The organism is Alicyclobacillus acidoterrestris (assembly GCF_022674245.1).
Taxonomy (GTDB): Bacteria; Bacillota; Bacilli; order Alicyclobacillales; family Alicyclobacillaceae; genus Alicyclobacillus; species Alicyclobacillus acidoterrestris.
Genome location: NZ_CP080467.1, coordinates 2,522,146 through 2,547,533 on the forward strand (window position 1 = coordinate 2,522,146; position 25,388 = coordinate 2,547,533).

Genomic DNA, 25,388 nt, shown 5'->3' on the forward strand with positions numbered 1-25,388 from the left:
TTACGACTTTTGGTCACGCGTTTTGCGGTGCTTGAAAGACGCCGCTTTTCCCGCCATCCTTATATAAGAGCCTGACCTGCTCGACAACCATCGCGCGGTCTAGCGCCTTACACATGTCATACACCGTGAGCGCAGCCACACTAGCGGCCGTCAGCGCCTCCATCTCCACACCTGTCTGATATGCTGTATCGACTTGCGCCTCAATGACCAAAACAGCTTCTCCACCGTTTCCTGATGTCCCCGTGTCTTCAAATGCTAAATCAAGGGCAACGTGATGAAGGGGAACCTGATGGCACAGTGGGATGAGCTCTGACGTCTTTTTCGCCGCCATAATCCCGGCGAGTTGGGCGATTGCCAGCACGTCCCCTTTGCGCACAGCTTGATGTACAATAGCATCATGCGTGGTAGATTGCATGCGCACGCGCGCTTGCGCAACGGCTACCCGCTTTGTCGATGGTTTATCGGAGACGTCAACCATCACAGGTCGACCATCTTGCGTAAAATGTGTAAATCCGGCTTCTGATGACATACACTGTTCCTCCCTGTAACCGGTATGTGTACAGCCACTACTCTGTCATGAGGTGACTCAACTTGCAACTACGCATCGCACTGTTCGCCAATTTGCGCGAACACTTTCAAACACGTGAACTCACGCTAACGGTCCCCAACGGAACGACGGTGGCTCAGCTTTTGCCCATTCTTTGTGAAGAATATCCAGAGGCGAAGCCTTCCCTAGAAAAAGTCATGGTTGCTGTCAATCAAGTGCTAGTACCGGCGCAAACGGTACTTCAGGAGACCGACGAAATCGCACTATTGCCACCTGTTGGCGGCGGATCGCCAGGACTTGAGGAGAATACCCGCCTGCGCATTTCGCCGGTGCCACTCGTCGTGGAGGACGCGTATCGCGAATTGGAGGACGTCAACCATGGCGGCACCGTCCTCTTCGTCGGTACGGTGCGCGAATGGACACGCGATAGACAGACGCTGTATTTGTCCTATGAAGCGTACGATCCGATGGCACTGTCGCAAATGCACCAAATTCAACAGGACGTCGAGCGACAATTTCCGGGCATCACAACACTCCAGTGGCACCGTATCGGCAAACTTACGCCGCTCGACATCGCGGTCATTTGCGGTGCGTCAAGCCCTCACCGCAAGCAGGCATTTGAAGCAGCCAGCCTACTGATTGAGCGATTGAAAAAAGAGGTCGCTATCTGGAAAAAGGAAGTCTATGTCGACGGCGATTCAGTCTGGCAAGCGAACGCACAGAGCACCGATGTCGATAAAATCTAGACTACGAATCTTCTAACTCCGTCACCTCCTTCATAGACTCGTAGAAAATCTTGAGTCGAGGAGCGCTGACCGGAATGAACCCCCACAAACTACGCCACGCCGCCGCACAATTCGTCGCAGCAACCGTCGCGCTGATGATCCTCGCCGCCGGTTGCTTCGGCGCTGTGCTCTGTATGTTCGGCCAACCGGATCTCCGCCGCGTCTCCACGCTGGAGGCCGCAAAACTGGCCGACGTAGAACTCAGTCAACTCATTGGCACCACCGACTACGTGAAAGACGAAACGAATGCCAATCCGACCATTCTGCGTGCAGTCAGCAGTACCCTACACTTGCCTTTTACGGACCCTTTGACGATGTTGACGGCTGAACTACCGGAAACACAGACGCAGGCAGCTGCGAGTACAGGTGGTCAGTCCGCCTTAATTCAATCCATCACGACGTGGGCAGCTTCGACCAATAAAATCGCCATGGGTTGGCTCGCATCGACGTCGACCTCCGCGTGCATCCAGATGCTCAAAGACAACCCGGGAATCAATGTCGCATCGCCACAATGGTTCAGATTGAGTGACGCATCGGGGAACATCTCAGGCCAAGTGCTGCCAGATGTCGTGAAATATGCGCACGAGCATCACATCAAAGTCTGGGTCCTCGTCGACAACAACTATAGTGCCAGTCTGACGCACGCTGTGCTGTCAAACCCGAAAGCCCGCAACAATCTCATCGACGAACTCAATTACCAGGCGAAACTCTATCATTTAGATGGCATCAACGTCGATTTTGAGAACGTCGCGGCGGCCGACCGAGACGCTTTTACCGCGTTCATGAAGCAATTGCACGACACGCTATCGCCCGAAGGCATCAATTTGTCGGTGGACGTTGCGCCAGACATCGAACCGTTTAACGACAGCGCTGCGTTTTTCCACGCTGGGCTGTCTGACGACGTCGACGAGATGGTCCTGATGGCATATGACGAACACTGGGACGGGGACAGTGATCCAGGTCCCGTCGCCGACCTGCCATGGGTCACACAATCGGTCAACGATTTATTGGACACAGGCGTCCCCACAGACAAGCTGGTGCTCGGTATGCCATTTTATACGCGTCTGTGGCACGTCTACAAAGATGGACACGTGGCCGATAAAGCCGTTGGCGTGAGCGACGACAGTATCAAGAGCGCGCTGGACGACTATCACGCAGGGGCTGGTTCATTTAATCATCAACTAGATTTGATGTACACGCGCCAGCCACAGGCCGATGGGTACATGGAAATGTGGTACCCCACGGCCAAGACCTATACGGACGACCTGTCACTGGTGAACGAAAACGGGCTTGCGGGTGTCGCCGTCTGGTCGCTTGACTGGTCCGACAAAGAAACGTGGTCGTCGGTCGTGAGCGCACTGCGCAACACACTCTCCTAAAAGGCGAACGGCGAGGGGTGCACATGGAGAAAACGTTGATATATCTCGGTGGCGCAACACTCATCGCCTATCTGGCGCTGGCACTCATACGGCCGGGTGTCGCCGCCGACGGGCTGGAATCGTCGCTGGAAATGCTGTTGCAATCCACGCCTTGGATTGTCGTTTCCATGTTCACCGCCGGCCTGATTTCTGAACTGGTCGATCCCGCCCTCGTCGCCCGCCTATTCGGCGCCGAATCGGGGATCTTGGGCATCTTCATCGCTGCGGTACTGGGGGCTTTCGGGACAGGATCGCGCTGGGCCATGTACCCATTGGCCGCCGGCCTACTTGCCGCAAACGCGACGCCAGGCGCGGTCTTCGCATTCATGACGTCGTGGCAATTGGTGTCCGTCACCCGACTTCCCGCCGAATTGCCGTTTTTGGGCATGCGGTTCACCGTATACCGGACCGTCATTTCCATTCTCATGGCGTTCATCGGCGGCATGCTGTTCGACATCGTGTGGGCCAAATTTCCGCCACGAAACTAATTTAGCTAGAGGTAACCCCCAGACAATCGCCTGGGGGTTCTGTCGCAGTCGCTGTACTGTGGACATGCCGACAAGATAGATAGATTGACCGAATCCTAAAACGCAAACGTTATTAAACAAGCGTTATTGAACAGGACTATCTCCGCCGGAGATACGCAGCGCGTGCTGGTGCCACGTCACCTTCTCAATCGTCGTCTGGTTGACATCGGTCCTCGCTAACACGTAGAACACCTTTGGCAGTTCATGTCCTTTGATATTCCACGCAACAGACCATGTCTGATCCTTTTCCATGTGCGTGGTGGCGATGCGCTGCAACGGCGCAGTCGAACGCAAACTGTATTCCCCGTTGTCAACGACCACGTTGTCGCGGGGAACGTAATACAAATTCATGATGTGCCCATTCCACAATTTGTCGTCTGAATAAAAAATGACTTGCCCGTTTTTATTTCGCACGTCAAAATGTGGATTGACTCGGTTCTGCCAGTGGGGAAGCTGCAACTGTGCGGGCTTGTCCGCAATCGAGGACGGCAGCTCCTGGCTGGCAATAGCGGCTTGTCGGTTGGCGCTGTCATTCCCCGTGTGCCCGCATCCCACGAGCAGCGCACTGGTGATGGCTACAGCACATAAGGTACGGACCTTCATGGCGTACACTCCGTTTCTGATGGCTTCTGACATGTAGTCTGTGCCACACCTACACAGTTATGCCTCAGACACCGACAAGTTTGGCGAATACGCACGAGTGTATCGGGATGTCGCGCAAGACATGAGGAAGAAGGCAAATGGATTGACATATATCACCCTCTCTAACGGAACCGTCATTCACTACCACCGCACGCCTGCGCGCGCTCGTCAAGTGCGTGTCATTCTACGCGTGGTTGACGGCATTTTACAGGTGAGCGCACCCAAACACATCTCTCAGCGCGTAATTGAACAAGTCATTGACCGACACCAGAGCTGGATTCTCGACATGCTCAACACGGCAACCAAACGAATCCTGCGCCCCGTTCAAGCAGGCGATACCATCTGGCTGCATGGGCAAAATTGGATCCTAACAGCGCATCACGCAAACACCCAGAACATCGAATTGGCGGTTTCCAGCCGGCAAATTCTCGTGCCAGATGCTTTGCAGGAGGGGCAACTCCACGATGCCCTGTACACTTGGTTGCGCTTACTTGCAAAAACGCACCTGCGCGCGCTCGCGCAGGATTTGGCGACAAAATTTCACTGCCGTCCCAACCAAATTGTCATTAAAGAGCAAAAACGTCGATGGGGGAGCTGTTCGAGCAAGGGGAATATCAATTTGAACTGGCGCCTCATCCAAGCGCCAAAAGAGGTTCAATCGTACGTCATCGTCCACGAACTGGCACACCTGACGGAAATGAACCACGGTCCGCGGTTTTGGGCCCTCGTCCGCGCGATGATGCCAAACTACGACCAACACCGAAAATGGCTGACGATACACGGTGAACGACTGTACGATATCCAACGAGAAGGCATATTGATTCAGCAAGGATAGGCTTTGGAGTGCGTCCCCGCACTCCAAAGCAATTCCACCGTGCTTGTCATTAGCAAGCTGTGGTCGGTGCTGCATAAGGAACCAACAGGATAAACAGCACGAAGATAATGAGGAATACAACGGCCCAACGGGTGTACCCACCAAATGCTCCGTACATCTCTACACCCCCTCGCAGGAATCTGGTGTAGCTTATGTGGTGCAAGCATAGCGGGAATGGGGCAAACGCCCGTAACATCTCGCGACCGATTGTCGTACTGTCGTGTTTTTTTCAGTTGAATAAACCTGTGGACAAAAAAAGAACGGCAGGTGGCTTATCCAGCCAACCGAGCCGTTATCAGATGTACAAAGACTACTACGCCAATCAATCTCTATCGCCGAACCTTAGCGCAATGGCCACGAACGCTTTGACACCCACGCGCAAGGCGTCCTCGTCGATGTCAAACCGCGGATGATGGTGTGGATAGACAATGCCCTTTTCCTCGTTTTGAATCCCCGTAAAGAAAAATGTGCCTGGCGCAACCGTCTGGTACGCCGAAAAATCTTCTCCACCCATGGTCGGTGCCGTCGGCGTGACGACATCTTCGCCAAACGCTTCTTGCAGTACCTCGCGAACAAATGCCGTCACCTGCTCATCATTGACGACTGGCCGATACCCTTTTTCATAAACAAATTGATAAGACGCGCCGTGTGCCTCTGTGACGCCGCGTATGATACGCTCCATCCACACAGCCGCTTCATCTCGCAGTTCGTCTTTAAATGTGCGAACCGTACCACACATCTCCACTGATCCGGGAATGACGTTATCTGCCGTGCCCCCCACAAACTTCGTGACACTGAGGACAAAGGGTTCAAGCGGATCCGTCAAACGCGATGCCACATGCTGCAAATTGGTCACGACTTGCGCGCCAATCGCAATGGGATCCACATTGAGATGAGGCTGCGCCGCGTGTCCACCTTTGCCGATGATGGTGATGTAAAATGTGTCTGGAGCCGCCATCACCGCACCCGCGCGCAGCCCAATGGTCTGTGACGGCACGGGTTGCCAAAGGTGTTGACCGACAACCGCATCGACGCCACGCAGTACGCCTTTTTCAACCAACTCTGCCGCACCGCCCGGCAACAGTTCTTCCGCATGTTGAAAGACAAACACAATTTCTCCGGCGATGTCGGCCTGGTGTTGAGCGAGGATTTTTGCCGCACCCAGTAGCATTGCGGTATGTCCATCGTGACCGCAGGCATGCATGGCTCCCGGATTTTTAGAACGATACGGTACGTCGTTCTCCTCTTCTATCGGCAGCGCATCCATATCTGCGCGCAAAGCCAGCACCTTTCCCGGGCGAGCGCCCACCAAACGCGCTATGACACTCGTCTTCGTAGGTCTGGTCAATGTCAGGTTTGGAAATGTGGACAACAAGTCATATACGAACTGCGCCGTCGCGACCTCCTGGAACGATACCTCGGGGTGCTCGTGCAAATGCCGTCGCCACGCAATGACGTCCTGTTCCACCGAAGCCACCATTTCATCGATTGACAATACGCTCAGTCCCAAAGTACCTCGCTCCCTCAAGCATCGTAGTCATTTCAATTCACTCTCTACGTTACCACGAATTGCACGAGAAGCGCTAAGTATTCAAATGCTTCGCACTAGCTTGAGGGTTGTTGCACAAAAAGCAGGCGAATCGTTAGGGATCCGCCCGCGTACCAGTCAGCCACGCGCCAAGTGCAGCATCGTCGACTTGATGGCCGACGTAAAAGGGACCAAACTCCGCGAATCGCGCACTGGACTCATCAAAACGCATCTCGTACACCAGTTTCTTAAACTGAAGTGGGTCGTTTGCAAACAGCGTGACACCCCACTCCCAATCGTCCAAACCAACGGATCCACTGATTATCTGTTTGACAATGCCCGCGTACTGGCGCCCAATCATACCGTGCGCCTTCATAAATTCCCGCCGCTCCTCTTCGCTCAGCATAAACCAATTGTCAGCGCCGAGGCGGCGTTTGTTCATCGGGTAGAAGCAGACGTGTGAATGCGTTGGCATTTCCGGCTTTAACCGAGCCTGTAACGCTTCATCTTGCTCGATGTCGACGCCCGGTCTCGCGTTGTAGCCGCCCAACTCTACCACCGAGATGTAGGAATATGTAGATTCGCTCATATCAAACAAGCGCGTGCGCGCCATCTGAGCCTTGAGGTCGCTCAACGCTTCGATTGTCGGACGCATATGGATAATCAGTAAGTCCGCCTTGCCGCCAGCAATCACAAATTGGCCATAGCTTCCTTGGCGCTCAGCTTGAACTTTGCGCTGTTCATCCGCGAAATGGCTCCATTCCCGCAAGATAACTTGCTTTTGCGCAGCGCTCAGCGCTTTCCATTTATCCCAACGAATTGACCGAAATTCGTGATACACATACCAACCATCGAGCGTGTGTGGTGCACCCATGATAAAGGACCTTCTTTCCTGTATTAAATTGCCCTGTAGCCCCATTATATCAACCAGGTTCTCACAGACGAAGCCGTTTCGGTACACCACGGGTACCGATTTTGTGAAGTCTACGAAATTGGACATAAACAGCGCGCAAGATTCATAGTTTTACATCAAAGTGCGTTCCACGAAATTGTCGAAAAACACACGGCTGATAACCTCGAATCAAGAAGGATGTGTCATTCAATGAGGACAGCGATTTGTATGATCGCCGCACTATGCGGGGCGTATCTTGTCATCAGTGGCCTATGGATAGCGCGCGCCGGCGCCGTAGACGACATTCCACAGCTAGCCGCCACCGGCGTGGCGGAGCTGATTGTGGCGCTCACTGCCCTACTCGGCGCGGGACTCGTATTTTGGAACCGATGGGTGGCGCTTGCCATGTTCGCCGTCTCCGCGCTTTGGTCAGCATGCGTCGCAATCATCTACTTCGACGACACCATTTGGATTTGGTGTGGAATCTCTATCGTCCTGATAATAGGCTGTATTGTGTCCCGACGCAGAAACAAACGGCATCGCGAAGGCACGAAGCGGGAACGTTCAGTAAACGCGTTGCAATCCTAATGCAATTGCAAAGACTTGCGAGCAGACCCATCAACAACCTCCATGGGTCTGCTCGCATCCCATCGCACACCTCAAAGCGCGCGTGTTAGGTCGCTTCGCCGAGAAAATACTGTGTCAGGTCTTGAATGGCCCCTTGAATCTCACCTTGGATATCTTCATTGTTATCCAACCACTCTGCATCGTCTTCGTGATAGAGTATCTCCACGTCCAACTCCTGCTGTTCGTCGAGCCACGCCCGAACCGTGACCACTGTCCGCATGTCGTCGAGACCGACTTCTCCATCCGTGATCACCAATTCCCCGTCATCATCCCGTTCAAATTTCAGCAAATCAATATCAATTCCCGCTAAGGCAACAGCTTTTCCGGACTCATCCGTCACCTCTTCAGCAAACACGTCGGAACGCCCTACAGCATCCCAATCCAAATCATTCATGCGGACACCCCATTTGTAAAACGATTCGCCATCTATTTTGCCCGAAACAGGCGACGAAAAACAGCACGTTTCTCGCGCGAAACTGCAAAGTATTCTCCGCCCGAGGCAGCACGCGAAGTATCGCATTATACAGTTGCAATGTATGAGTTACATCTGTCAAGAGGTCATGCTAAAATAAACACATGGAGATGAGTCGAAATGCAGTTACAAACGATGTGTCCGAAATTCGAAGAAGCATTTAGTTTGCTGGGGCGGCGATGGACGGGTCTGATTATTCGCGCGCTGATGGACGGAGCAAAACGCTTTTCTGAAATACAGGAAATCATACCAGGTATGAGCGCGCGAATGCTGACCGAGCGCCTCAAGGAACTCGAGGAAAAGTGTATTGTGCTGCGCACGGTATATCCCGAGACGCCGGTTCGTATCGAGTACAAACTCACGGACAAAGGCGAAGACCTAACGCCTGCTTTAGCTGCCATTCAATCGTGGGCCGATAAATGGTGTGAAGGCGCCAACAAAGAATAGGTATGCCGCGTATCGGATATCTATGTCTAACACCTGCGATGCGACCCTGATTGTTGGCGAAGGCCGATGCTCAGTAACCTAAAAAACCTCCCGCACATTGGGAGGTTTTTTAGGTATTCGACACGAGGAATCGTCTCGCGTCCCAATGTATCCGCGGTTATCTGCGATGGCTGAAAAGACGTCACGCACGCGGTCGAGATTAGGAGCTAACGCGATGCTCCATCCGAAGTTTATCCGCAATCATCGCAATAAATTCTGAATTCGTCGGCTTTGTCTTGGACGCACTCACGGTATACCCAAACACCTTGCGAATGGCATCCATGTTCCCACGGCCCCACGCGACCTCAATCGAATGGCGAATGGCGCGCTCGACTCGTGACGGCGTAGTTTTATACCTATCCGCGATGCGTGGGTAAAGAATCTTCGTGATGGATCCGAGAATTTCTACATCATCATAAACAATGCCAATCGCCTCGCGAAGGTAATGATACCCCTTAATATGCGCCGGAACCCCAATTTCGTGGATAATTTGCGTTATTTGGGCATCCACCGAACGCCGCGGCGGCGTCTGAGTACTGTTGTTGGATGAGGCCGAATAAACGGGGTTATACTGTTGCTGCGTAGCTGCGACAGGTGCGGCATGGCCTTGCGCCACTTGCCGAATTCTGTCGGCCAGAAGCGGCATATCAAATGGCTTTAGGATAAAATATGAGACACCGAGTTCAACCGCTCGTCGCGTGACGGTCTCTTGACCGAACGCCGTCAACATAATCACCTTCGGCATTTTGCCACCGGCGTCGCCTAAGCGTTCAAGCGCGCCAATGCCGTCGAGGACTGGCATGATGATATCGAGTACAAGGACGTCTGGCTGAGTATCTCGAACCAAATTGAGTACATCATTTCCATTATACGCGATTCCACACAGCTCCATATCTGGCTGTGATGAAATGAATTCACCAAGCAAGTCAGCAAATTCATGATTATCGTCCGCGAGTAACACCTTCATTAACGACACAGACAGACTCCCTCCCTGACGTACATCTAACAGTCTATAGGATTCGACGATTGGCGCGCCACTCCTGCCAAATCTATGTAATACTTTTCGCGAGTATCCCGTCTGATTCAACATAATTCGACAAAGAGCCATCTCGGCGATGACTCTTCGTCGTCACAAATACCAGTTTATACACACACATCATTTTCATACCGCGTAATTTCGACGATGGATAAAAGTGACGGAAGAAGATGAGGAGTTATCTGTCAAATGCTCGGTCTGTTTCAGCATCCACATCGCATACACCGCGTATCCGCGCGTTGGGTCCGAAACGAATACGTGCGTGACCGCGCCAATCAAACGGTTATCCTGAACGAGCGGACTACCACTCATGCCCTGAATAATACCGCCTGTCTCGTTGAGGAGGCGAGGGTCTGTGACGCGGACAATCATGCTTTTCGTAGCGGGTGACGCCTGACGCGCGACATTGTCAATTTGCACGTCAAACGCCTCGACTTGTTGGCCGTGCACCACGGTGTACAGTTTGGCCGGTCCAACATGTACCTGCTCGGGTAAAGCGACATCGATGACACCGGGAACCGATGTGCGTGCCGGCGGCTGCAACATTGACCCAAATACGCCGTATGGTGTATTTACGTCAATGTGTCCGAGCGGTGTACTCGCGGAAGAGAACGTACCTCGTTTTTCCCCTGGCGACCCCGCCGCACCTGGCTGCAATCCCGTAATCGCCGCCTGGTACAATCCTCCGCGCCCGACGACAGGTTTGCCTGTATCGGCGTCTGTAATCATGTGACCGAGAGCGCCGAACGTGTGGTGTAGCGGATCGTAAAACGTCAACGTGCCAACGCCTATCGTCCGATCTCTGACGTACAGACCAAGCTGGTGAACACCAGGGTCCTTAAAGGACACCTGAATTTCTTTGACACTATTTCCGCGAACGACTGTCAAATGAACCGCTTGTGCCTGTTTTCGAAGTGCTTGTTGCAAGTCTGCCGCTGTCTCAATATGCTGATGGTTGATGGAGACAATGCGATCCCCCACCTGCATGTGGGCGCTGGCACAAGGTGATGATCCGTCCGTCAGCCGGCGAAAGCCAACGACGACCGGACCTTGACTTTGAATGCGAATGCCCACTGCCTGCCCGCCTACAATGACGCGCGCTGCGGGCTCCGCGTGAACGTGTGTCTTCCATGGGATCATGCCAAAATGCTTGCTGAAGATATCCGTATCTCCAGGACTCGTGGACGTGACGGTCAACGTAGAGGATGCCGTCTGAGTGGAGAAATGGGTCGACGATGAATTCGACGTATGCGTGCCATCCGTCGGAACAGCGACAGTGTCGCCCGAGACCATGTTGACTTCCGTCGGCGTGGAAGCCATTTTCTGAACAGCGGGTGTAAAACATGTAACAGCAATCGCAAGTAGTCCAATAAACCGAATCGTGCGCAGGCGACCAGCCATGTTGCCTTCCCCCCTTGACGCAACCTCAGAACGTAGTCCTAAGGTACCCGTAGGGAGCCGTCTTATAATGCAAAAAAGCTCCCACCTACGTGTGGGCCATGGTGTCCTTTCGGAAGCTTTCCAACAGCGCTTGCGCATGCCGAAGCGCTGTGTCATCGGATACGCCAGCCCCAAGCAGCCGCCCAATCTCCTCTTTGCGAGCGGTACTTCCCAGTTTGGCGACAGTCGTCTTCGCCCGTCCCGCCAGCGTCTCCTTGACAATTTGAAAATGCGCATGTCCGGCAGCTGCCACCTGTGCGGAGTGCGTCACGCAGAGCACTTGGCGATCTCTGCCAAGTGTTCGGAGCATTTGAGCAACCCGGAGCGCCGCATCGCCGCTGACACCCGCATCGATTTCATCAAAGATGAGCGTTTCCACCTCATCAATATCTGCCACCACCAACTTCAACGCCAGTAGTGTGCGCGATAATTCACCGCCCGATGCAACTTTTTGGAGTGGCGCCAGCGTCTCACCAGGGTTTCCACTAAACAAAAAGTCGACAACGTCCTGGCCGTCTTCCGACCACTCTTCCGGGCGCCGCTCGACCGACACGACAAATTGAGCATCGACCATGTGCAACTCGTGCAAACGGGCCTGCACTTCTGCCTGTAGACGCTTTGCAGCGCGCTCCCGGGCCGTCGTGAGGCGCCCTGCCAACTCCAAGTAACGGTTCTCTGCCACCCGGACCTCGTCTTCGTAAGCCGCAATCGTCTCTTCGTGTTTCACAAGTTCCTGCAGCGCCTCTTTACTGGTGGCCAAGTGCGCAAAGACCTCATCCAAAGTTGGCCCATACTTGCGCGTCAACGCGCGAATATTGGCCAATCGATCTTCAATCTCTTGCAGGCGATTCGGATCGACTTGTAAACGCGACGCAAATTTATTCGTCGTAAACGCAGCTTCTTCGACGTTGGCGCGCGCAGATGCGATCATTTCATCAATCCCAGTTAATTCGCTAACCTTTGTAGAGAGTACAGCGGATTCCTCATACGCCGCGGCAAGCTGAGCAATCGCCCCCACACGCGGATCTTCAAGCGCCGACAACAGCGCATCAATGTGCGTCTGCAGTTTGGCAAATGCAAGCAGGCGTTGTCGCTCAGCGCGCAGTGCTTCTTCCTCGCCTGGCTCGACGCCAGCCGCTTCAATTTCCGCGATTTGAAACTGTAAAATGTCCATTTGCTGCGCCCGCTCCCGCTCACTGACCTGCGCCTTCGCAAGCTGTTCGCGAGCGCCACGAACCTGGCGGTACGCCTGTGCCACCGCGTCTACCAGGTCCTCATGTTTGCCGTATAAATCCACCAACGTACGCTGATAGCGCGTCGTCAGCATCGTCTGTGATTCATGTTGACCCTGCATTTCAACCAACGCGTCTCCGAGTGACTTCAACATCTGCACAGTCACAGTCCGCCCATTGACGCGGCACGTGGTGCGACCGTTCGCATAAAGCGTACGCGAGAGGATGACGGTTCCATCCTCCGTCTCGATTCCCCAGTTTGCCAACAAATTGGCCGCGAGTGTCTTGGCTGGCACTTCAAACACCGCTTCGACGTACGCGTTGTCTGCTCCGCGCTGAACGGCCGACGCCGACGCCCGCCCGCCTAACACGAGTCGCGTGGCATCCAGCAGCAGTGACTTACCCGCGCCAGTTTCGCCGGTAAACACGTGCAAGCCACGCCCAAACTGTAAGCGCAACGAATCAATCAGCACAAAATTTTCCACGTACAATTCGGTCAGCATCGAATCACCCCGCTCGCGACGGTCATTTACGTCGGGCTTGGCCCGTCGCCGTTGCCATTATGTAATTTGCTGCGCAGAACCCCGAAAAACTCGCGATCCGGCCAGCGCACCAACGTCGTCTCGTATGGCGCACGCTTCACGATAATCTCATCGCCACTCAGCAAGTGAAGGCCGTCTTGTCCGTCCACCGTCATCCCTAAATCCGAATGACTCGCTCGTACTGTCAACCGCACCGTTTGATTTGCATCAATCACACAAGGCCGCGAAAACAGCGTGTGCGGACAAACGGGTGTAATCACCATGACTTGCAAATTCGGGCTGACGATCGGCCCCCCACAAGACAGTGAGTACGCGGTAGAGCCCGTCGGCGTGGAAATAATGACGCCATCTCCGCGATATGTATCGACATACACGTCGTCCACATGGACATCTACAGTGACCATCCGGGCAAACGACCCTTTACCTGTCCCGACCTCGTTCAACGCGGAAAACTTTGCGAGGGATTGCCCATTTCGAATAACCTCGGCCTCGAGCATCATGCGGTGCTCGAGATTGTACTCATTTTGCAGAATCCGCGCGACGGCCGGCTGCAACTGCGATGGTTCTGACTCTGTCAAAAAACCTAAATGTCCGATATTGATACCAAGTAGAGGAATGTGATACGGTGCAAGCTGACGCGCAATACCCAGCAGCGTGCCATCGCCGCCAAGGACCATCGCCAATTCGACAAAGCGTATGTCCGGGTCGACCGCTAGGATGTCCGTGGCGTGATCGACTGCGATGTGTGTCACAGCAATGCCGCCGTCTGTCAACAGACGATTCAACTCGTCCCGGATGGAACATGCTTGCTCCTTGCTTGGGTTGTACAAAAGTGCGATTTTCCGCACGGCTTTCCCCTCCCATCACGTGCGATGCAGCAAAGCAAAAGCAAACAGGATGCCGCCCGAGAACCAAAGACCTCGATACACCAAATGCCGAACATAATAACGCTTGGGCCGGTGAAGCTGAAAGTCGACATAATGTACGGACTCGTCGCGCAGATTGAGAAAAATCAATTCCTGCACGTCGAGAATCGCAAACAGCGGAAAATAACGCCGACAAATCTCGTCGTGTGAGAGGTCCTCCAACCCGACAATCACAGCGTACTCACGGCCATTCTTTCGCGCAATAAAGTCGGCAGCCTCTTTATAACCAATTGAACATTCGTCGATGTAACCTGTATACTTTGCAGTCTTTTCCGCCTTCAACACGTCGTAACCGTTGTCCGTGAGCCACTGCAGGCCGCGCTGCAAAAGCCCATCCAAGGAAGCTTCCTTCTGCTTTCGCGGCCACGCCCCGACAAGGGATTTCGCAACACACCACATGCACCAAAATGCGCCAAACAGTCCTACTGCCGCAATCACGGATTCGTCGTCCTGTCTTGTCACATGATTGTCCCTCAGGTGAGAGGAGCGAGTTGATCCTCCACTTGTTCCCCTTGAAGTGCCTGCCATGCATCAATGACCACAGATTTCGCCACTGCGCGCCAATCTGTCGCCGACGCTCTGTGATCCATCTTCCACCAAGCCAAAAACTCGATATTCCCGTCCCCGCCGGAAATTGGGGAGTACGTAAGCCCGTGGCAGGACCAACCGATGGACGTGACATGATCCAGCATGTCCAGAAGTACCTGCAAATGAACCTTCGGATCACGCACAATCCCGCCCTTACCAACCGCGCCGCGCCCCGCTTCAAATTGCGGCTTTACGAGGCTGAGCACATCGGCCTGCGGCGTTGAAATCGACGCGAGCTTCGGGAACAATAACTTCGTCGAAATGAAGGACACATCCATCACCGCAATCTGCGGTTTTGGATCAAACAACGTCTCATCCACATGGCGGAAGTTCGTCCGCTCCATCACCACGACGCGCGGGTCGTTCCGCAGGGTCCACGCAAGTTGTCCATACCCGACGTCTACGGCATAGACCAGGGACGCGCCATGCTGCAGCAGGCAGTCGGTAAAGCCACCAGTGGAGGCCCCGACGTCAATCGCCACACAGCCCGAGACGTCTACGGCGAAGCGATCTAACGCTTGCTGCAATTTCATCCCACCGCGGGAGACAAACTGATGCAGGGGCTTATCGACGTCGATAATGACGTCCTCTTTCACTTTTGTCCCAGGCTTGTCCGCGCGCACGCCGCCCACTTTGACGAGACCGGCCATAATCGCCCGCCTCGCCGCCTCCCGACTCGAATATATTCCACGGCTGTGGAGCAACACATCTAAACGCGTTTGGGCCATTATTTCTCCTCCGTCGCTTGTACGTCCGTCTTCTTCGCCGGTACAACCTGAAGGCAAGCGGCGACCACCCCGTCGACGGTCAGGCCAATCGACTCCAGCAATTCTTTGCGACTGCCATGCGGTATAAACGCATCAGGCAGTCCAAGGCAGTGCACTGGCGTCAGGACTTCGTGTTGAGCCAACACTTCCAAGATGGCAGACCCGACACCCCCTGGCACCGACGCCTCCTCGACGCTGACAATCGGCATCTGCCGACCACACTCGAGCACGAGTGCCTCATCCAAGGGTTTCACAAAGCGCAAATTGATGACTTTCGCAGCGACGCCGTGCGCATCGCTGAGTTGCTCCGCGGCTTGTTGCGCGACGCTCACCATCGGGCCTAGAGCGAATATCGCCACATCCGATCCGTCCCGTACGACCTCCGCCCGGCCGATGGGCAGTGGCATCACGGAGTCCGTGACATCAAACGGCGGTGTATCCGCGCGTGGATAGCGAACCACACACGGCCCATCGATGGTGAACGCCGTGTGAATCATCTGCCGCAATTCAATGGCGTCCTTCGGCATCATGATGGTGACATTGGGCAGCGTGCGGATATACGAAATGTCGAACGCACCCTGGTGCGTTTCGCCGTCTGCACCGACGAGTCCGGCGCGATCGACAGCGAACACCACCGGCAAATTTTGAATCGCGACATCGTGAATCAGCTGATCATACGCGCGCTGCAGGAAGGTGGAGTACACGGCAAACACTGGTCGCATGCCTTGTGTCGCGAGTCCCGCACAAAATGTCGTCGCGTGCTGTTCTGCGATACCGACATCAAAACACCTATCGGGAAATGCCGACTGGAACGACGTGAGGCCGGTCCCTGGCAACATGGCCGCCGACACGGCGACAATGCGCGGATCTTTCGCCGCGAGTTCGCACAGCGTATCGGCAAACACCTGGCTATAGGATTTGACCGACTTGTCCCCCTTCGGCGTCGGCCAAGCATGCCATTTGTCGCGCGCCTGTTCTGCGGACGCGTAGCCCTTGCCCTTCTGCGTAATGACGTGCAACAGGACGGGGCCTTTTAGGCGCTTCGCATCTTCCAGCGTGCGAATCATCGTCGGTAAATCGTGCCCATCAACAGGTCCTAAGTAGCGAAAGCCAAACGCCTCAAAAAACTGTCCTGGCACAATCAGATTCCGCATGCTGTCCTTCAAGCGTTCCAGGGTATTGGTCAATCGGTTGCCAATCGCCGGAAGTCGGCGAAGAATTTGTTCCAAATCGGCTTTCGCCCTGGCATACGCCGGATCTGAACGCAACTTCGTCAGGTATTTGGACAGTGCCCCGACGTTTTCCGAGATGGACATCTCGTTATCGTTGAGCACCACCAACAAATTTGTGCCAAGGTGGCCTGCGTGATTCAGTGCCTCCATGGCCATGCCACCGGTCAACGCGCCATCCCCAATCACGGCGATGACATGATGGTTTTGCTTTTGCAAGTCGCGCGCAACCGCCATCCCCAGCGCGGCGGATATCGACGTGCTGGCGTGACCCACGCCAAACTGGTCGTGTTCGCTCTCATCTCGCCGCGGGAATCCAGACATACCACCGAACTGCCGCAAGGAAGCAAAACCAAGGCGTCGACCCGTCAATAATTTATGTACATAGGCCTGATGTCCAACATCCCACACAATTTTATCGGTCGGGCTGTCAAATACGCGATGTAACGCCAAAGTCAGTTCGACAACCCCAAGGTTTGCGCCAAAATGGCCGCCCGTCTTCGATACCGACTCGACGAGAAATGCCCGCACTTCTTCTGCCAGCCGCACGAGTTGGGAAGTCGTCAAATGCTTTAACTGCTCAGGTTGATTAATTTCATCCAGTAAATTCATCTGATGTTCGCCTCACTTTTTTCGCCGCTGTGCACGGCGGTCCACAAAGGACACGGTTTCCCAAATTCGGGCTGCCATCAATATAATGGGCGTAGGAGAATGAATCGCCACGGTCTTCCCAATCGCCTTCCCGCCGACAGTCAGCGACGTAATCACAGCCGTAATGGCGATTTTCACTGCTTCATCCTTCCAACCGGACGCATGAATGGACTGCAACAATTGCACACTCACAGCCAGCGCACCCGCACCACTGAGTACCCCGGCAATATCTCCAATGACATCACTGCAGATACTAGAGACCTTTTCGGCATTTCGAACGATACTGATGGCCCTTCGCGCGCCGTACACGCGCTTGGATGCCATCGCGTGGAAAGGGGTCTCACGAGCGGCCGCAGCCGCCATGCCAATCATGTCGAACAACGCGCCGATAAAGACAATACCAATGACGATTATCGCACCGATATACCATGTCGTCGAATTGAGAAAAATGGTGGATGTATCGAAAACCGCACTGATAGGTAAAGTCAGTGCGGCGATAAACACAATAAATTTATAATTTGATTTCGACTTCGAAGATTTCTTCATCATTTCTCCATATGTAGTAGTGAGAGTGGGTGGCAACATCTTGAGTAAACGCTGTGGCTTAGGTCCAGTAGGTTTTCCCAGTCGCGCACCCAAACGTCGCCGTTTCGGCGGTTTCCCTTTAAGCACAACTCGACAGCGTCGCCGACTGCCGGACTAGATTACCACTTAGTCCACACTATAATCCTCAAGATGTCTCACGTTGTAGTGAACAGTCTAGGCGTTTTCCGCGGCAGCCGTTACCGCACCCTAGCCTCTTTTGCAGTACGGATTTCACCCAGCACCGGCGAAGTTGCCGTGGCCGCGGCAACTTGCCTGAATACCTAGGATCCTTCAGCACCACTCAAGGCAGGCTACACTGCACACAGATTGCCTCCACATGCAGGTTCATACCCCAAGCCATAACCCTTCCACAAAATTGTGGACTGCGAGCTACGCACTTGGGCCTCCGCGAAAGCTGGGTTAGGTTCCACATGCCATTGCGGACTACCCAACTTTCTTAACTCCCAGCATAAGCCCAGGGCTGGGCGCCCCAAGCCAACACCAGGAACTTCATCGATGTGCCCTTTGACGGATTTTTAGCCCCGCCTTCAGGCACGGACGGCTGACTAGAATACTGCGCCACCCAATCATAAGTATCTCAACTGTCCTCATTATATCATATTCGACACACACTCGCAGAATACATTATTGGCAGCCGTTCCGCAGTTTACATAACAAAGGTCGATCGCGCTCGAAACCTCAATGCGTTCGCTCCAGCACCACCGATTGGAGTTCCTGAAGGATACTCGATACGATACCCACGCGCAAAAGCGCTTGTTCGCCGCGCTCAATCACTTGCGCAGCCAACTTTCTCGTCTCTTCGACGCCAATGAATCTCGGATACGTCAACTTTGCGGCCGCCACGTCCTTACCGGGCGTTTTCCCCAATTCGTCCTGCGAGCCGACGACGTCCAGCACGTCATCGATCATCTGAAACGCAAGCCCCAAGGACTCCCCGTACACCGACAAGGCACGGACGTGTTCATCCGGCAGTTCCGGAAATAATGCACCAATTTCAATAGACGCCTGAATCAACCGCGCGGTTTTGTGTAGGTGGATAAACGCAACATCGTCGAGTGTACCATCCTGCCCGGTCAATTCGACGTCCACTGCTTGTCCTCCGACCATCCCGGATGCGCCCGCACGCAGGGCTAGTGTGTGCAACATCGACACTTGCCGCTCTGGGCTGACACCTGATAGCGGTCTCGACAGCTGCACAAACGCCTCCGTCAACAGACCATCCCCTGCGAGCAACGCCATGGCTTCGCCAAACACCTTGTGATTCGTCGGTTGCCCCCTGCGCAAATCGTCGTCGTCCATGCACGGCAAATCATCGTGAATCAAAGAATAACTATGAATCATTTCTAACGCAGCCGCTGCCGGCAGCACCGCTTCGCGACTGACGCCAAACGTCTCCGCAGTCGCCATACACAGCGCAGGACGCAGTCGCTTGCCGTCGTTCAACAGACTGTAGTTCATCGCCTCATACAGCGTTTTCGCTCGCCCGTCTGTGACCAAGGCCGATTTCAAGTATTCATTGAGGTCAGATTTACACATCTCTAAGTAGGACATTTCGTCTTCACCGGTCCTCATTCTATGGAAGTTTCTTCAGTCGGCTCGGAAGGCGCTTCATCACCATCCATCGAAAGTTGCTCCAGTTTAAACTCAGCTTTATCTAACTGCTCACGGCAAAATTTGACCAGGTGCATCGACTCCTGATACCGCTCCAAGCTCTCGGCCAGGGGCAATGCGCCCGATTCCAACTGGCGGACGATGTCTTCCAGCCTCTTCATGGCTTCCTCAAATGTCAAGTCTGGTTTGCTCTCCACGCGCGTAAGTACCTCCATCGTCATTGACGTTTGCAGACACCGTCCCATCTGCCACGCGGATGCGAATCCGCTGACCCGGGGAAAGCTGTGCCGTGCTGGAAATAATCTCATCTGTTACTTCATCATAGACCACGCTATATCCTCTTCGCAGGACGGAGAGGGGGTTCATGGCCTCTAAAACGCCGATTTGACGGTCTAACTGCGCACCGTAACGCTCGATATTGCGGCGCATACTCTGCTTGACTCTGTCGTGCAATGCGCTTGTCTGATGTTTGGCAGTATCCATTCTCCGCTGCAAATCGACGCGCAGCAGCCGTCGCTCGACCTCAGCATATTGTCGCCGCGCCGCGCGAACCGGCCGGACAAGCGCCTCGCGCAGGCGGCTTTCGATGTAGTCAACCGACTGCCGCTCGCGATCAATCATCCGCTTTGGCGCCTGCAAAACGGGCCGCTCTTCGAGTGTGCGAAGGAGCTTTTGTGCCGTCTGCACGCGATTGGCCACTGCCCCATACGATCTCGCCAAAGCCTGCGTCAATTGATACTGAATATCTTGATGGTGCGGCGCCACTAATTCTGCCGCAGCAGTGGGCGTCGCGGCCCGCACATCGGCGACAAAGTCACAGATGGTCACATCCGTCTCGTGGCCGACCGCCGACACCACAGGGATTGGCGAACGCGCAATGGCGCGCGCCACCACTTCCTCGTTGAACGGCCAAAGTTCTTCCAGCGAGCCGCCCCCCCTGCCGACAATGATGACATCGACTGGATGCTCGAGCCGCCACAGCCGTTGCAACCCCCGGACAATCGTCTCTGCCGCGCCTGCTCCCTGCACGGCCGCAGGTGCCAAAATGACGTCCGCGAGTGGAAAGCGACGCTGCAGGGTCGTGCAGATATCGCGAATGACCGCGCCTGTCGGGGAGGTGACCACGCCAATGCGCGTAGGATACGCGGGCAACGGGCGCTTTCTGCTCGCCGCAAACAGCCCCTCGGCCTGCAGCTTGTTGCGCAACTGCTCAAATTGCACGTACAGGGCGCCAATGCCGTCCGGCTGCATATCCTCGATGTACAGTTGAACTTGTCCATCGCGATCGAACACGCTGACGTTTCCGGCGCAAATCACCCGCATCCCGTCCTCCGGTCGAAACCGCAGTCGGCGGTTGCGGCCCGCGAACATGACCGCTCGAATGCGACTCTGCTCGTCTTTCAACGTAAAGTACATGTGGCCGCTCGAGTGGTGCTTGAAGTTCGAGATCTCCCCAGTGACGTGACACTGGAGCAGATTCGGATCAGACTCCAACCGGTCCTTGATCATGCGATTCAACTGGGTAACGCTAAACACCGCACGGTTCTCCGAGCCGATGTTGGCTACACTCACCGAAATCCCTCCTTTTCCCGCTGGTGGATCTCTGCGAGATGCACGGTGTTCTTCATCAACATGGCCACCGTGAGCGGCCCAACGCCCCCCGGCACAGGTGTGATGGCACCCGCCTTCTCCTCGACGGCCGCAAAATCGACGTCGCCGACTAGGTGGCCCCCGACGCGATTGATGCCGACATCGATAACCGTTGCACCCACCTTGACATCGTCAGGCCCAATCAGCGACGGTTGCCCAGCGGCCGCGACCAAAATATCTGCCTGCCGCGTGTATTCACGCAGATTGACGGTCTGGCGATGGCACTGAATGACCGTCGCATTGTGCGCTAACAATAACTGTGCTGTCGGCCAACCGACAATGCGACTCCGACCGACGATAACCGCAGTACGTCCCGCGATTGGAATCTCCGAACGCTCCAGGATTTCGAGGATCCCGGCAGTGGTACATGGCCATAAAAGCGGCGTCCCTGTCGCGTAGCGTCCGATGTTCACTGGGTGAAACCCGTCGACGTCTTTTGCCGGATGAACATGCATCAGAATACGGTCAGTATCCAGGTGTGCCGGTAACGGCAGTTGCACCAACACTGCATGCACGGTGTTATCCTCGTTCAACCGCTCAAGGGCGCGTATCAGCTCATCCTCCGCGATGTTTGCAGGCATCTGAATGACCTCGGCGTCAATGCCCACATCTTGCGCTGCTCGTGATTTTGAGCGCACGTAACTAGCGGATGCCGCATCATCGCCAACCAGCACGACCACCAATTTTGGCACCAGACCTGTTTCACGCAATTGGCTCACCCGTTGTCGAAGTTCATCTTTCACCTGTTTTGCAATCGCCTTACCGTCCAAGATCCGCGCCAACGCCTGTCCCTCCTTGAACCCAAAAATGGGTCCGCATTTCGGTCCTCTTACATAAAAAAGGAGTCCACACGAGACGTGTGAACTCCGGCAAATTTGAGTCAGCGTTTCATTGCTGTACTGTGGCCCGGGAACAAACGCGCCTTCGGGTCAATATAGGTCTTGGCGTTGTTAATCGCCGTCGGCGCTTCGCCAAAGCCCGTCGCAATGAGTTTCAATTTGCCCGGATAGGTCGCAACGTCACCCGCCGCATAGACGCCAGGGATGTTGGTCTCCATCTTCGTGTTCACCACAATATCGTTCTTCTCGATTTCTAGTCCCCATTCTTTAATAGGACCAAGTGATGCCGTGAAACCGAGACCACTGACAATGAAATCAACGTCAATTGTCTCCGTCTCCTGTGTCTGATTATTGACAAGCACAGCAGTTTCTACCCAGCCATGCCCCTGTACATCGGAAAGCTCTGTAAAGGTTTTGATATGCACACGAGACTGGTGCAGTTTTTGCACGCTCTCCTCATGCGCCCGAAATTGATCACGCCGGTGAATCAGCGTCACGGATTCCGCAACAGGCTCAATCATGAGGGCGTAGTCAACCGCAGAATCGCCACCACCGACGACTAGTACCCGCTTCCCGCGGTAATTTTCCACCTTATCAATATAATACGATACCCCACGACCTTCAAAATTGGTCGCACTCGCTGCCGGCAACGGACGCGGCGTAAACGCCCCGATACCCGCGCAGATGATAATCGCACGGCCGAGGTGAACAGATTTATCCGTGTGTAACTCAAACAGTCCATCATCGCGACGGACCAACGTCTGTACGGTCTCGTTCAAATGGATACCCGGCTTAAACTGCATTGCTTGCTCCACCAGTTGGTTGACCAGTTCACGAGCCTGTACCTTCGGAAAGCCAGCAACGTCAAAAATATATTTCTCTGGGTACAACGTCGCGAGTTGTCCACCCAATTCCGGCAAACTATCAATAATTTTACAAGATGCATTACGCATGCCACTGTAAAATGCGGCGAACAAACCTGTCGGCCCGCCGCCGATGATTAACATATCCGTTACTTGCTCCTGCACAGTTGCTTCCTGCTCTGCCAAGCGATTTCCTCCTCATCTACGTCAAGTACCTCATGGACACTTTTTGCCCATTATACAAGAGGAATAGAGAAAAAACTATCTAATACCGATATAGATTGTTGAATATTCAAACGACACAGTACTCATCCGCGACGTAAAAACGAATATCGACGCCACGCGATCCGCGCCACACCCAATGCATTGTCTCTCGCAAATTCAGGCGGTGCAAAGCGCACCCGAACATTCCGCACCCGGCGTTCCAGTCGATCCGTAACGTGCTCGCGAATGACTGCGTTCGAGGCGACGCCACCCGCTACCACAACTTCTCGCACATCGCTGTCGCCGTGTCGAATGCAGTACTCAACTGCCTTCGCCACACTCGTGGCGATGCACATCTGGACTGCATAGGCCACGTCTGGCGCTGGAACACCAGCATCAAGGGCTCGCATCGCAGCCGACAAGGGGCCAGAAAAACTCATCTTTGCACCGTGAATGGACGAAGGTAAGGTAAAATCCGAATTCGATTCTTCGTCCCTCACCGCCATCGCCGCGAGTTGCTCAAGCGCGGGACCAGCTGGGAACGACAGTCCAAGACGAACCCCGATTCTATCGACGAATTGCCCCGCGTGTAAATCCATGCCTTCCCCAACCAAGTCAATCTTGTAGCCGAACTCAGTGCGTTCGGCCAACATCACATCCGAGGTTCCACCGGAAATATGTACTGCCACAAAACGCGCGCCCTGCGCCGGTACGAAATATTCCGCCGCCGCTAGATGACCTTCCTGATGTGTTGTCCGCACGACAGGAATTCCAAGCGCCTGTGCCATCGCCGTAATGAAGTTTGTCCCTGCTTGAAACACAGGCATATAGGACGAGGCGTACGGCCGAGGACGAACCGATGCGCCTGCCATCACCCATTCTGGTACAATGCCCTTGGCATGAAGTTGTTCCATTAACTCCCCCATCACCAACGGCAATTGCCGAACGTGAAAAAAGAGCGCATCGGATTGCCGAAGCCCTCTCTGTCCCGATGTCACTGGCAGCAGCATTCTGGCACTCGCGAGGAGTTCCCCCTGCTCTGCGGACACCGCACATACAGACGTTGTGTAATTACTGGTATCCATTCCAAGAACGCATTTCATTCTCGTTCCGACTTTCCACCGTTCTCCGACTCCGCATCGGCCACCGGACGAACCGTCGGCAATACCTTGGCCAAGACGCCGTTGACAAACTTGCCTGACTTGTCCGACGCAAACCCTTTCGCCAATCGGACTGCTTCGTCCAAAATGGTCGCTGCAGGAATCGACTTGTCAAACATCAATTCGTACAACGCCAGACGCAGTACGTTCAATTCCACGCGGCCAACGCGTTCCGTGGACCAGCGCTCCATGGTACGCGTCAAACGCTCGTCGATATCGACCAACTGCGCCCGCGTCCCCTCAACCAATGTGCGAATATAGGCCAGTTCGGAATCTGATACCGATTTGTCCTCTAGCACAAAGGCAATTGCTTCTTGCGCCGAACTCCCGCCGAGATCAATCTGGTAGAGAGCTTGTACAGCGCACTGTCTAGCTTCATGTCGAGTCAAAGTAGTCACTCCGTAAATCGTTCTGACAACAGTTTATCCAAAATTGCACGCCAAGACTGATTCTCTTCTAAAATCCGGCCGACGACATATCCCACGCCCGCAAGGACGAGCAGTAACAACGTCCGCCAAAAACCAAAAACCATCCAAAACAGCCAAAATAGGCAACCAACCATGACGCCGTGATAACGTCGTGGCAATCCGATGAACCAGCCAAGGGCATGCCGAAGCCAGTTCATGCGCCGCTCCACGCTTTCCCTTGTTTATGTGGTGACAACTCCGTCACGTGAACGAAGACCTGTTCAACGGTAATCCCGCTGTGCTGCTCGACGTATTCCTTGACGACAGTTTGCACCTCGCGACTCGTGGACGCAATATCGATGTCCGGCAAAACCTGCATCCGAACCAAGATGACAACACCTTCCTGTCCCTGGCGAATCCGTGTGTCGAACTCTTGGGCGCCGCGAACCTGGTTACCGCGACGATTTGCCAATTGGCGCAGGGTTTCGAAAGAGATTCGAATCTGTCCGTGATCACCCGTGAGTGCTATGTAATCGGTCGTCGGGGTACGGCCAACACGATAAAACAAGAAACGGAGGGCAATGAGAACGATGATAACACCTGCCACGATGGCAACCACATTGACCGGGCTCATCTCTACATAGGCTTGTACATCTGGGCCAAACACATTCGCGCCAACAAGTGCAAGTGCCACACCCAAGCACAAGCTCGCAATAGAAAGTAAAAACAGCAAAATCCGATCTAATATGCTCACATGATCCCTCCGCTGCAACTCACTTGTCTGCGTCCCGGGCAAACCAGCCGATATGTACAGCCGATTTGCCCAAGGCGCAGGTCAT

28 protein-coding genes are annotated in these 25,388 nt (G+C 54.4%); 6 read left to right on the forward strand and 22 right to left on the reverse strand.

The window, feature by feature from the left end; all coding sequences use genetic code 11:
• Positions 1-13: 13 nt before the first annotated feature.
• The gene (gene moaC / locus K1I37_RS12130; protein ID WP_021295640.1) at positions 14-529 is read right to left on the reverse strand and encodes a cyclic pyranopterin monophosphate synthase MoaC; all 516 of its coding nucleotides are present in this window, start codon (positions 527-529) and stop codon (positions 14-16) included.
• 62 nt (positions 530-591) lie between these two features.
• Here moaC and moaD point away from each other — a divergent pair, with 62 nt between their 5' ends.
• The 3 genes from moaD to K1I37_RS12145 all read left to right on the forward strand — a co-directional run bounded on the left by moaD (position 592) and on the right by K1I37_RS12145 (position 3,238).
• Positions 592-1,293: a molybdopterin converting factor subunit 1 gene (gene moaD / locus K1I37_RS12135; RefSeq protein WP_021295641.1), complete on the forward strand. Its 702-nt coding sequence runs from the start codon at positions 592-594 to the stop codon at positions 1,291-1,293.
• 74 nt (positions 1,294-1,367) lie between these two features.
• Positions 1,368-2,711, forward strand: coding sequence for a glycosyl hydrolase family 18 protein (locus K1I37_RS12140; protein WP_021295642.1), 1,344 nt, complete (start codon positions 1,368-1,370; stop codon positions 2,709-2,711).
• A gap of 23 nt (positions 2,712-2,734) precedes the next feature.
• Positions 2,735-3,238 carry a permease gene (locus K1I37_RS12145; protein WP_021295643.1) on the forward strand — a complete coding sequence of 168 codons (504 nt, stop codon included), beginning with the start codon at positions 2,735-2,737 and terminating at the stop codon, positions 3,236-3,238.
• Between the two features lie 123 nt (positions 3,239-3,361).
• Here K1I37_RS12145 and K1I37_RS12150 read toward each other — a convergent pair whose 3' ends face one another.
• Positions 3,362-3,880: a hypothetical protein gene (locus tag K1I37_RS12150; protein ID WP_031218177.1), complete on the reverse strand. Its 519-nt coding sequence runs from the start codon at positions 3,878-3,880 to the stop codon at positions 3,362-3,364.
• Positions 3,881-4,001: 121 nt separating this feature from the next.
• On the opposite strand from K1I37_RS12150, the gene K1I37_RS12155 reads away from it, so the two are divergent.
• Positions 4,002-4,754 carry a M48 family metallopeptidase gene (locus K1I37_RS12155; RefSeq protein WP_152498742.1) on the forward strand — a complete coding sequence of 251 codons (753 nt, stop codon included), beginning with the start codon at positions 4,002-4,004 and terminating at the stop codon, positions 4,752-4,754.
• Between the two features lie 361 nt (positions 4,755-5,115).
• Here the strand turns inward: K1I37_RS12155 and K1I37_RS12160 are convergent, their stop codons facing one another.
• Positions 5,116-6,297 carry a M20 family metallopeptidase gene (locus K1I37_RS12160; RefSeq protein ID WP_407653223.1) on the reverse strand — a complete coding sequence of 394 codons (1,182 nt, stop codon included), beginning with the start codon at positions 6,295-6,297 and terminating at the stop codon, positions 5,116-5,118.
• 139 nt (positions 6,298-6,436) lie between these two features.
• Positions 6,437-7,195, reverse strand: a complete 759-nt coding sequence (gene hemQ / locus K1I37_RS12165) for a hydrogen peroxide-dependent heme synthase (protein ID WP_021295648.1) — start codon at positions 7,193-7,195, stop codon at positions 6,437-6,439.
• Positions 7,196-7,423: 228 nt separating this feature from the next.
• On the opposite strand from hemQ, the gene K1I37_RS12170 reads away from it, so the two are divergent.
• The gene (locus tag K1I37_RS12170; RefSeq protein ID WP_021295649.1) at positions 7,424-7,801 is read left to right on the forward strand and encodes a hypothetical protein; all 378 of its coding nucleotides are present in this window, start codon (positions 7,424-7,426) and stop codon (positions 7,799-7,801) included.
• 85 nt (positions 7,802-7,886) lie between these two features.
• Here the strand turns inward: K1I37_RS12170 and K1I37_RS12175 are convergent, their stop codons facing one another.
• Positions 7,887-8,234: a hypothetical protein gene (locus tag K1I37_RS12175; protein WP_021295650.1), complete on the reverse strand. Its 348-nt coding sequence runs from the start codon at positions 8,232-8,234 to the stop codon at positions 7,887-7,889.
• A 198-nt stretch (positions 8,235-8,432) separates the two neighbouring features.
• On the opposite strand from K1I37_RS12175, the gene K1I37_RS12180 reads away from it, so the two are divergent.
• Positions 8,433-8,759, forward strand: a complete 327-nt coding sequence (locus K1I37_RS12180; protein WP_021295651.1) for a winged helix-turn-helix transcriptional regulator — start codon at positions 8,433-8,435, stop codon at positions 8,757-8,759.
• 199 nt (positions 8,760-8,958) lie between these two features.
• Here the strand turns inward: K1I37_RS12180 and spo0A are convergent, their stop codons facing one another.
• The 17 genes from spo0A to amaP all read right to left on the reverse strand — a co-directional run bounded on the left by spo0A (position 8,959) and on the right by amaP (position 25,303).
• A complete protein-coding gene (spo0A, locus tag K1I37_RS12185; RefSeq protein ID WP_031218180.1) occupies positions 8,959-9,765 on the reverse strand; it encodes a sporulation transcription factor Spo0A in 807 nt (268 codons plus the stop codon).
• A gap of 195 nt (positions 9,766-9,960) precedes the next feature.
• Entirely contained in the window at positions 9,961-11,235 is a 1,275-nt protein-coding gene (gene spoIVB, locus K1I37_RS12190; RefSeq protein WP_021295653.1) for a SpoIVB peptidase, read from the reverse strand.
• An 85-nt stretch (positions 11,236-11,320) separates the two neighbouring features.
• Positions 11,321-13,009, reverse strand: coding sequence for a DNA repair protein RecN (recN, locus tag K1I37_RS12195; RefSeq protein WP_021295654.1), 1,689 nt, complete (start codon positions 13,007-13,009; stop codon positions 11,321-11,323).
• A gap of 26 nt (positions 13,010-13,035) precedes the next feature.
• On the reverse strand, positions 13,036-13,896 hold the full coding sequence (locus tag K1I37_RS12200) for an NAD(+)/NADH kinase (RefSeq protein WP_021295655.1): 861 nt from the start codon (positions 13,894-13,896) through the stop codon (positions 13,036-13,038).
• Between the two features lie 15 nt (positions 13,897-13,911).
• Positions 13,912-14,436 (reverse strand): SAM domain-containing protein, encoded by a 525-nt coding sequence (locus tag K1I37_RS12205; protein ID WP_021295656.1) that lies wholly within the window; start codon positions 14,434-14,436, stop codon positions 13,912-13,914.
• Between the two features lie 11 nt (positions 14,437-14,447).
• Positions 14,448-15,290, reverse strand: coding sequence for a TlyA family RNA methyltransferase (locus tag K1I37_RS12210; RefSeq protein WP_021295657.1), 843 nt, complete (start codon positions 15,288-15,290; stop codon positions 14,448-14,450).
• The gene (dxs, locus tag K1I37_RS12215) at positions 15,290-17,170 is read right to left on the reverse strand and encodes a 1-deoxy-D-xylulose-5-phosphate synthase (protein WP_021295658.1); all 1,881 of its coding nucleotides are present in this window, start codon (positions 17,168-17,170) and stop codon (positions 15,290-15,292) included. Before dxs ends, K1I37_RS12210 begins: the two co-directional genes overlap by 1 nt.
• A gap of 12 nt (positions 17,171-17,182) precedes the next feature.
• Complete coding sequence (locus K1I37_RS12220) at positions 17,183-17,758, reverse strand: CNNM metal transporter family protein (protein WP_236613831.1); 576 nt, start codon at positions 17,756-17,758, stop codon at positions 17,183-17,185.
• A gap of 735 nt (positions 17,759-18,493) precedes the next feature.
• On the reverse strand, positions 18,494-19,366 hold the full coding sequence (locus K1I37_RS12225; protein ID WP_051189387.1) for a polyprenyl synthetase family protein: 873 nt from the start codon (positions 19,364-19,366) through the stop codon (positions 18,494-18,496).
• 17 nt (positions 19,367-19,383) lie between these two features.
• Positions 19,384-19,623: an exodeoxyribonuclease VII small subunit gene (gene xseB, locus K1I37_RS12230; RefSeq protein WP_021295661.1), complete on the reverse strand. Its 240-nt coding sequence runs from the start codon at positions 19,621-19,623 to the stop codon at positions 19,384-19,386.
• Positions 19,595-20,935 carry an exodeoxyribonuclease VII large subunit gene (gene xseA, locus K1I37_RS12235; protein WP_081654013.1) on the reverse strand — a complete coding sequence of 447 codons (1,341 nt, stop codon included), beginning with the start codon at positions 20,933-20,935 and terminating at the stop codon, positions 19,595-19,597. Before xseA ends, xseB begins: the two co-directional genes overlap by 29 nt.
• 59 nt (positions 20,936-20,994) lie before the next feature.
• Positions 20,995-21,858: a bifunctional 5,10-methylenetetrahydrofolate dehydrogenase/5,10-methenyltetrahydrofolate cyclohydrolase gene (locus K1I37_RS12240; RefSeq protein ID WP_021295663.1), complete on the reverse strand. Its 864-nt coding sequence runs from the start codon at positions 21,856-21,858 to the stop codon at positions 20,995-20,997.
• 98 nt (positions 21,859-21,956) lie between these two features.
• Complete coding sequence (locus tag K1I37_RS12245; RefSeq protein ID WP_051189389.1) at positions 21,957-22,922, reverse strand: NAD(P)/FAD-dependent oxidoreductase; 966 nt, start codon at positions 22,920-22,922, stop codon at positions 21,957-21,959.
• Positions 22,923-23,086: 164 nt separating this feature from the next.
• Positions 23,087-24,067: a Kae1-like domain-containing protein gene (locus K1I37_RS12250; protein ID WP_236613832.1), complete on the reverse strand. Its 981-nt coding sequence runs from the start codon at positions 24,065-24,067 to the stop codon at positions 23,087-23,089.
• Positions 24,068-24,081: 14 nt separating this feature from the next.
• Positions 24,082-24,531: a transcription antitermination factor NusB gene (nusB, locus tag K1I37_RS12255; RefSeq protein ID WP_021295666.1), complete on the reverse strand. Its 450-nt coding sequence runs from the start codon at positions 24,529-24,531 to the stop codon at positions 24,082-24,084.
• Between the two features lie 5 nt (positions 24,532-24,536).
• Positions 24,537-24,767 carry a DUF2273 domain-containing protein gene (locus K1I37_RS12260; protein WP_021295667.1) on the reverse strand — a complete coding sequence of 77 codons (231 nt, stop codon included), beginning with the start codon at positions 24,765-24,767 and terminating at the stop codon, positions 24,537-24,539.
• Positions 24,764-25,303, reverse strand: coding sequence for an alkaline shock response membrane anchor protein AmaP (amaP, locus tag K1I37_RS12265; protein WP_021295668.1), 540 nt, complete (start codon positions 25,301-25,303; stop codon positions 24,764-24,766). The genes K1I37_RS12260 and amaP overlap by 4 nt, the downstream gene beginning before the upstream one ends.
• Positions 25,304-25,388: the final 85 nt, after the last annotated feature.

Bases quoted from the DNA above. Each gene is read 5' to 3' on its own strand.
- K1I37_RS12145 (WP_021295643.1), top strand. From the start codon at position 2,735: ATGGAGAAAACGTTGATATATCTCGGTGGCGCAACACTCATCGCCTAT.
- K1I37_RS12175 (WP_021295650.1), bottom strand. From the start codon at position 8,234: ATGAATGATTTGGATTGGGATGCTGTAGGGCGTTCCGACGTGTTTGCT.
- spo0A (WP_031218180.1), bottom strand. From the start codon at position 9,765: ATGAAGGTGTTACTCGCGGACGATAATCATGAATTTGCTGACTTGCTT.
- K1I37_RS12260 (WP_021295667.1), bottom strand. From the start codon at position 24,767: ATGAACTGGCTTCGGCATGCCCTTGGCTGGTTCATCGGATTGCCACGA.
- spoIVB (WP_021295653.1), bottom strand. From the start codon at position 11,235: ATGGCTGGTCGCCTGCGCACGATTCGGTTTATTGGACTACTTGCGATT.
- K1I37_RS12180 (WP_021295651.1), top strand. From the start codon at position 8,433: ATGCAGTTACAAACGATGTGTCCGAAATTCGAAGAAGCATTTAGTTTG.
- K1I37_RS12250 (WP_236613832.1), bottom strand. From the start codon at position 24,067: ATGGATACCAGTAATTACACAACGTCTGTATGTGCGGTGTCCGCAGAG.
- K1I37_RS12155 (WP_152498742.1), top strand. From the start codon at position 4,002: ATGAGGAAGAAGGCAAATGGATTGACATATATCACCCTCTCTAACGGA.
- hemQ (WP_021295648.1), bottom strand. From the start codon at position 7,195: ATGGGTGCACCACACACGCTCGATGGTTGGTATGTGTATCACGAATTT.
- K1I37_RS12245 (WP_051189389.1), bottom strand. From the start codon at position 22,922: ATGTTAATCATCGGCGGCGGGCCGACAGGTTTGTTCGCCGCATTTTAC.
- K1I37_RS12210 (WP_021295657.1), bottom strand. From the start codon at position 15,290: ATGGCCCAAACGCGTTTAGATGTGTTGCTCCACAGCCGTGGAATATAT.
- dxs (WP_021295658.1), bottom strand. From the start codon at position 17,170: ATGAATTTACTGGATGAAATTAATCAACCTGAGCAGTTAAAGCATTTG.
- xseA (WP_081654013.1), bottom strand. From the start codon at position 20,935: ATGATCAAGGACCGGTTGGAGTCTGATCCGAATCTGCTCCAGTGTCAC.
- K1I37_RS12220 (WP_236613831.1), bottom strand. From the start codon at position 17,758: ATGATGAAGAAATCTTCGAAGTCGAAATCAAATTATAAATTTATTGTG.
- moaC (WP_021295640.1), bottom strand. From the start codon at position 529: ATGTCATCAGAAGCCGGATTTACACATTTTACGCAAGATGGTCGACCT.
- K1I37_RS12170 (WP_021295649.1), top strand. From the start codon at position 7,424: ATGAGGACAGCGATTTGTATGATCGCCGCACTATGCGGGGCGTATCTT.
- K1I37_RS12140 (WP_021295642.1), top strand. From the start codon at position 1,368: ATGAACCCCCACAAACTACGCCACGCCGCCGCACAATTCGTCGCAGCA.
- K1I37_RS12225 (WP_051189387.1), bottom strand. From the start codon at position 19,366: ATGTCCTACTTAGAGATGTGTAAATCTGACCTCAATGAATACTTGAAA.
- K1I37_RS12150 (WP_031218177.1), bottom strand. From the start codon at position 3,880: ATGAAGGTCCGTACCTTATGTGCTGTAGCCATCACCAGTGCGCTGCTC.
- recN (WP_021295654.1), bottom strand. From the start codon at position 13,009: ATGCTGACCGAATTGTACGTGGAAAATTTTGTGCTGATTGATTCGTTG.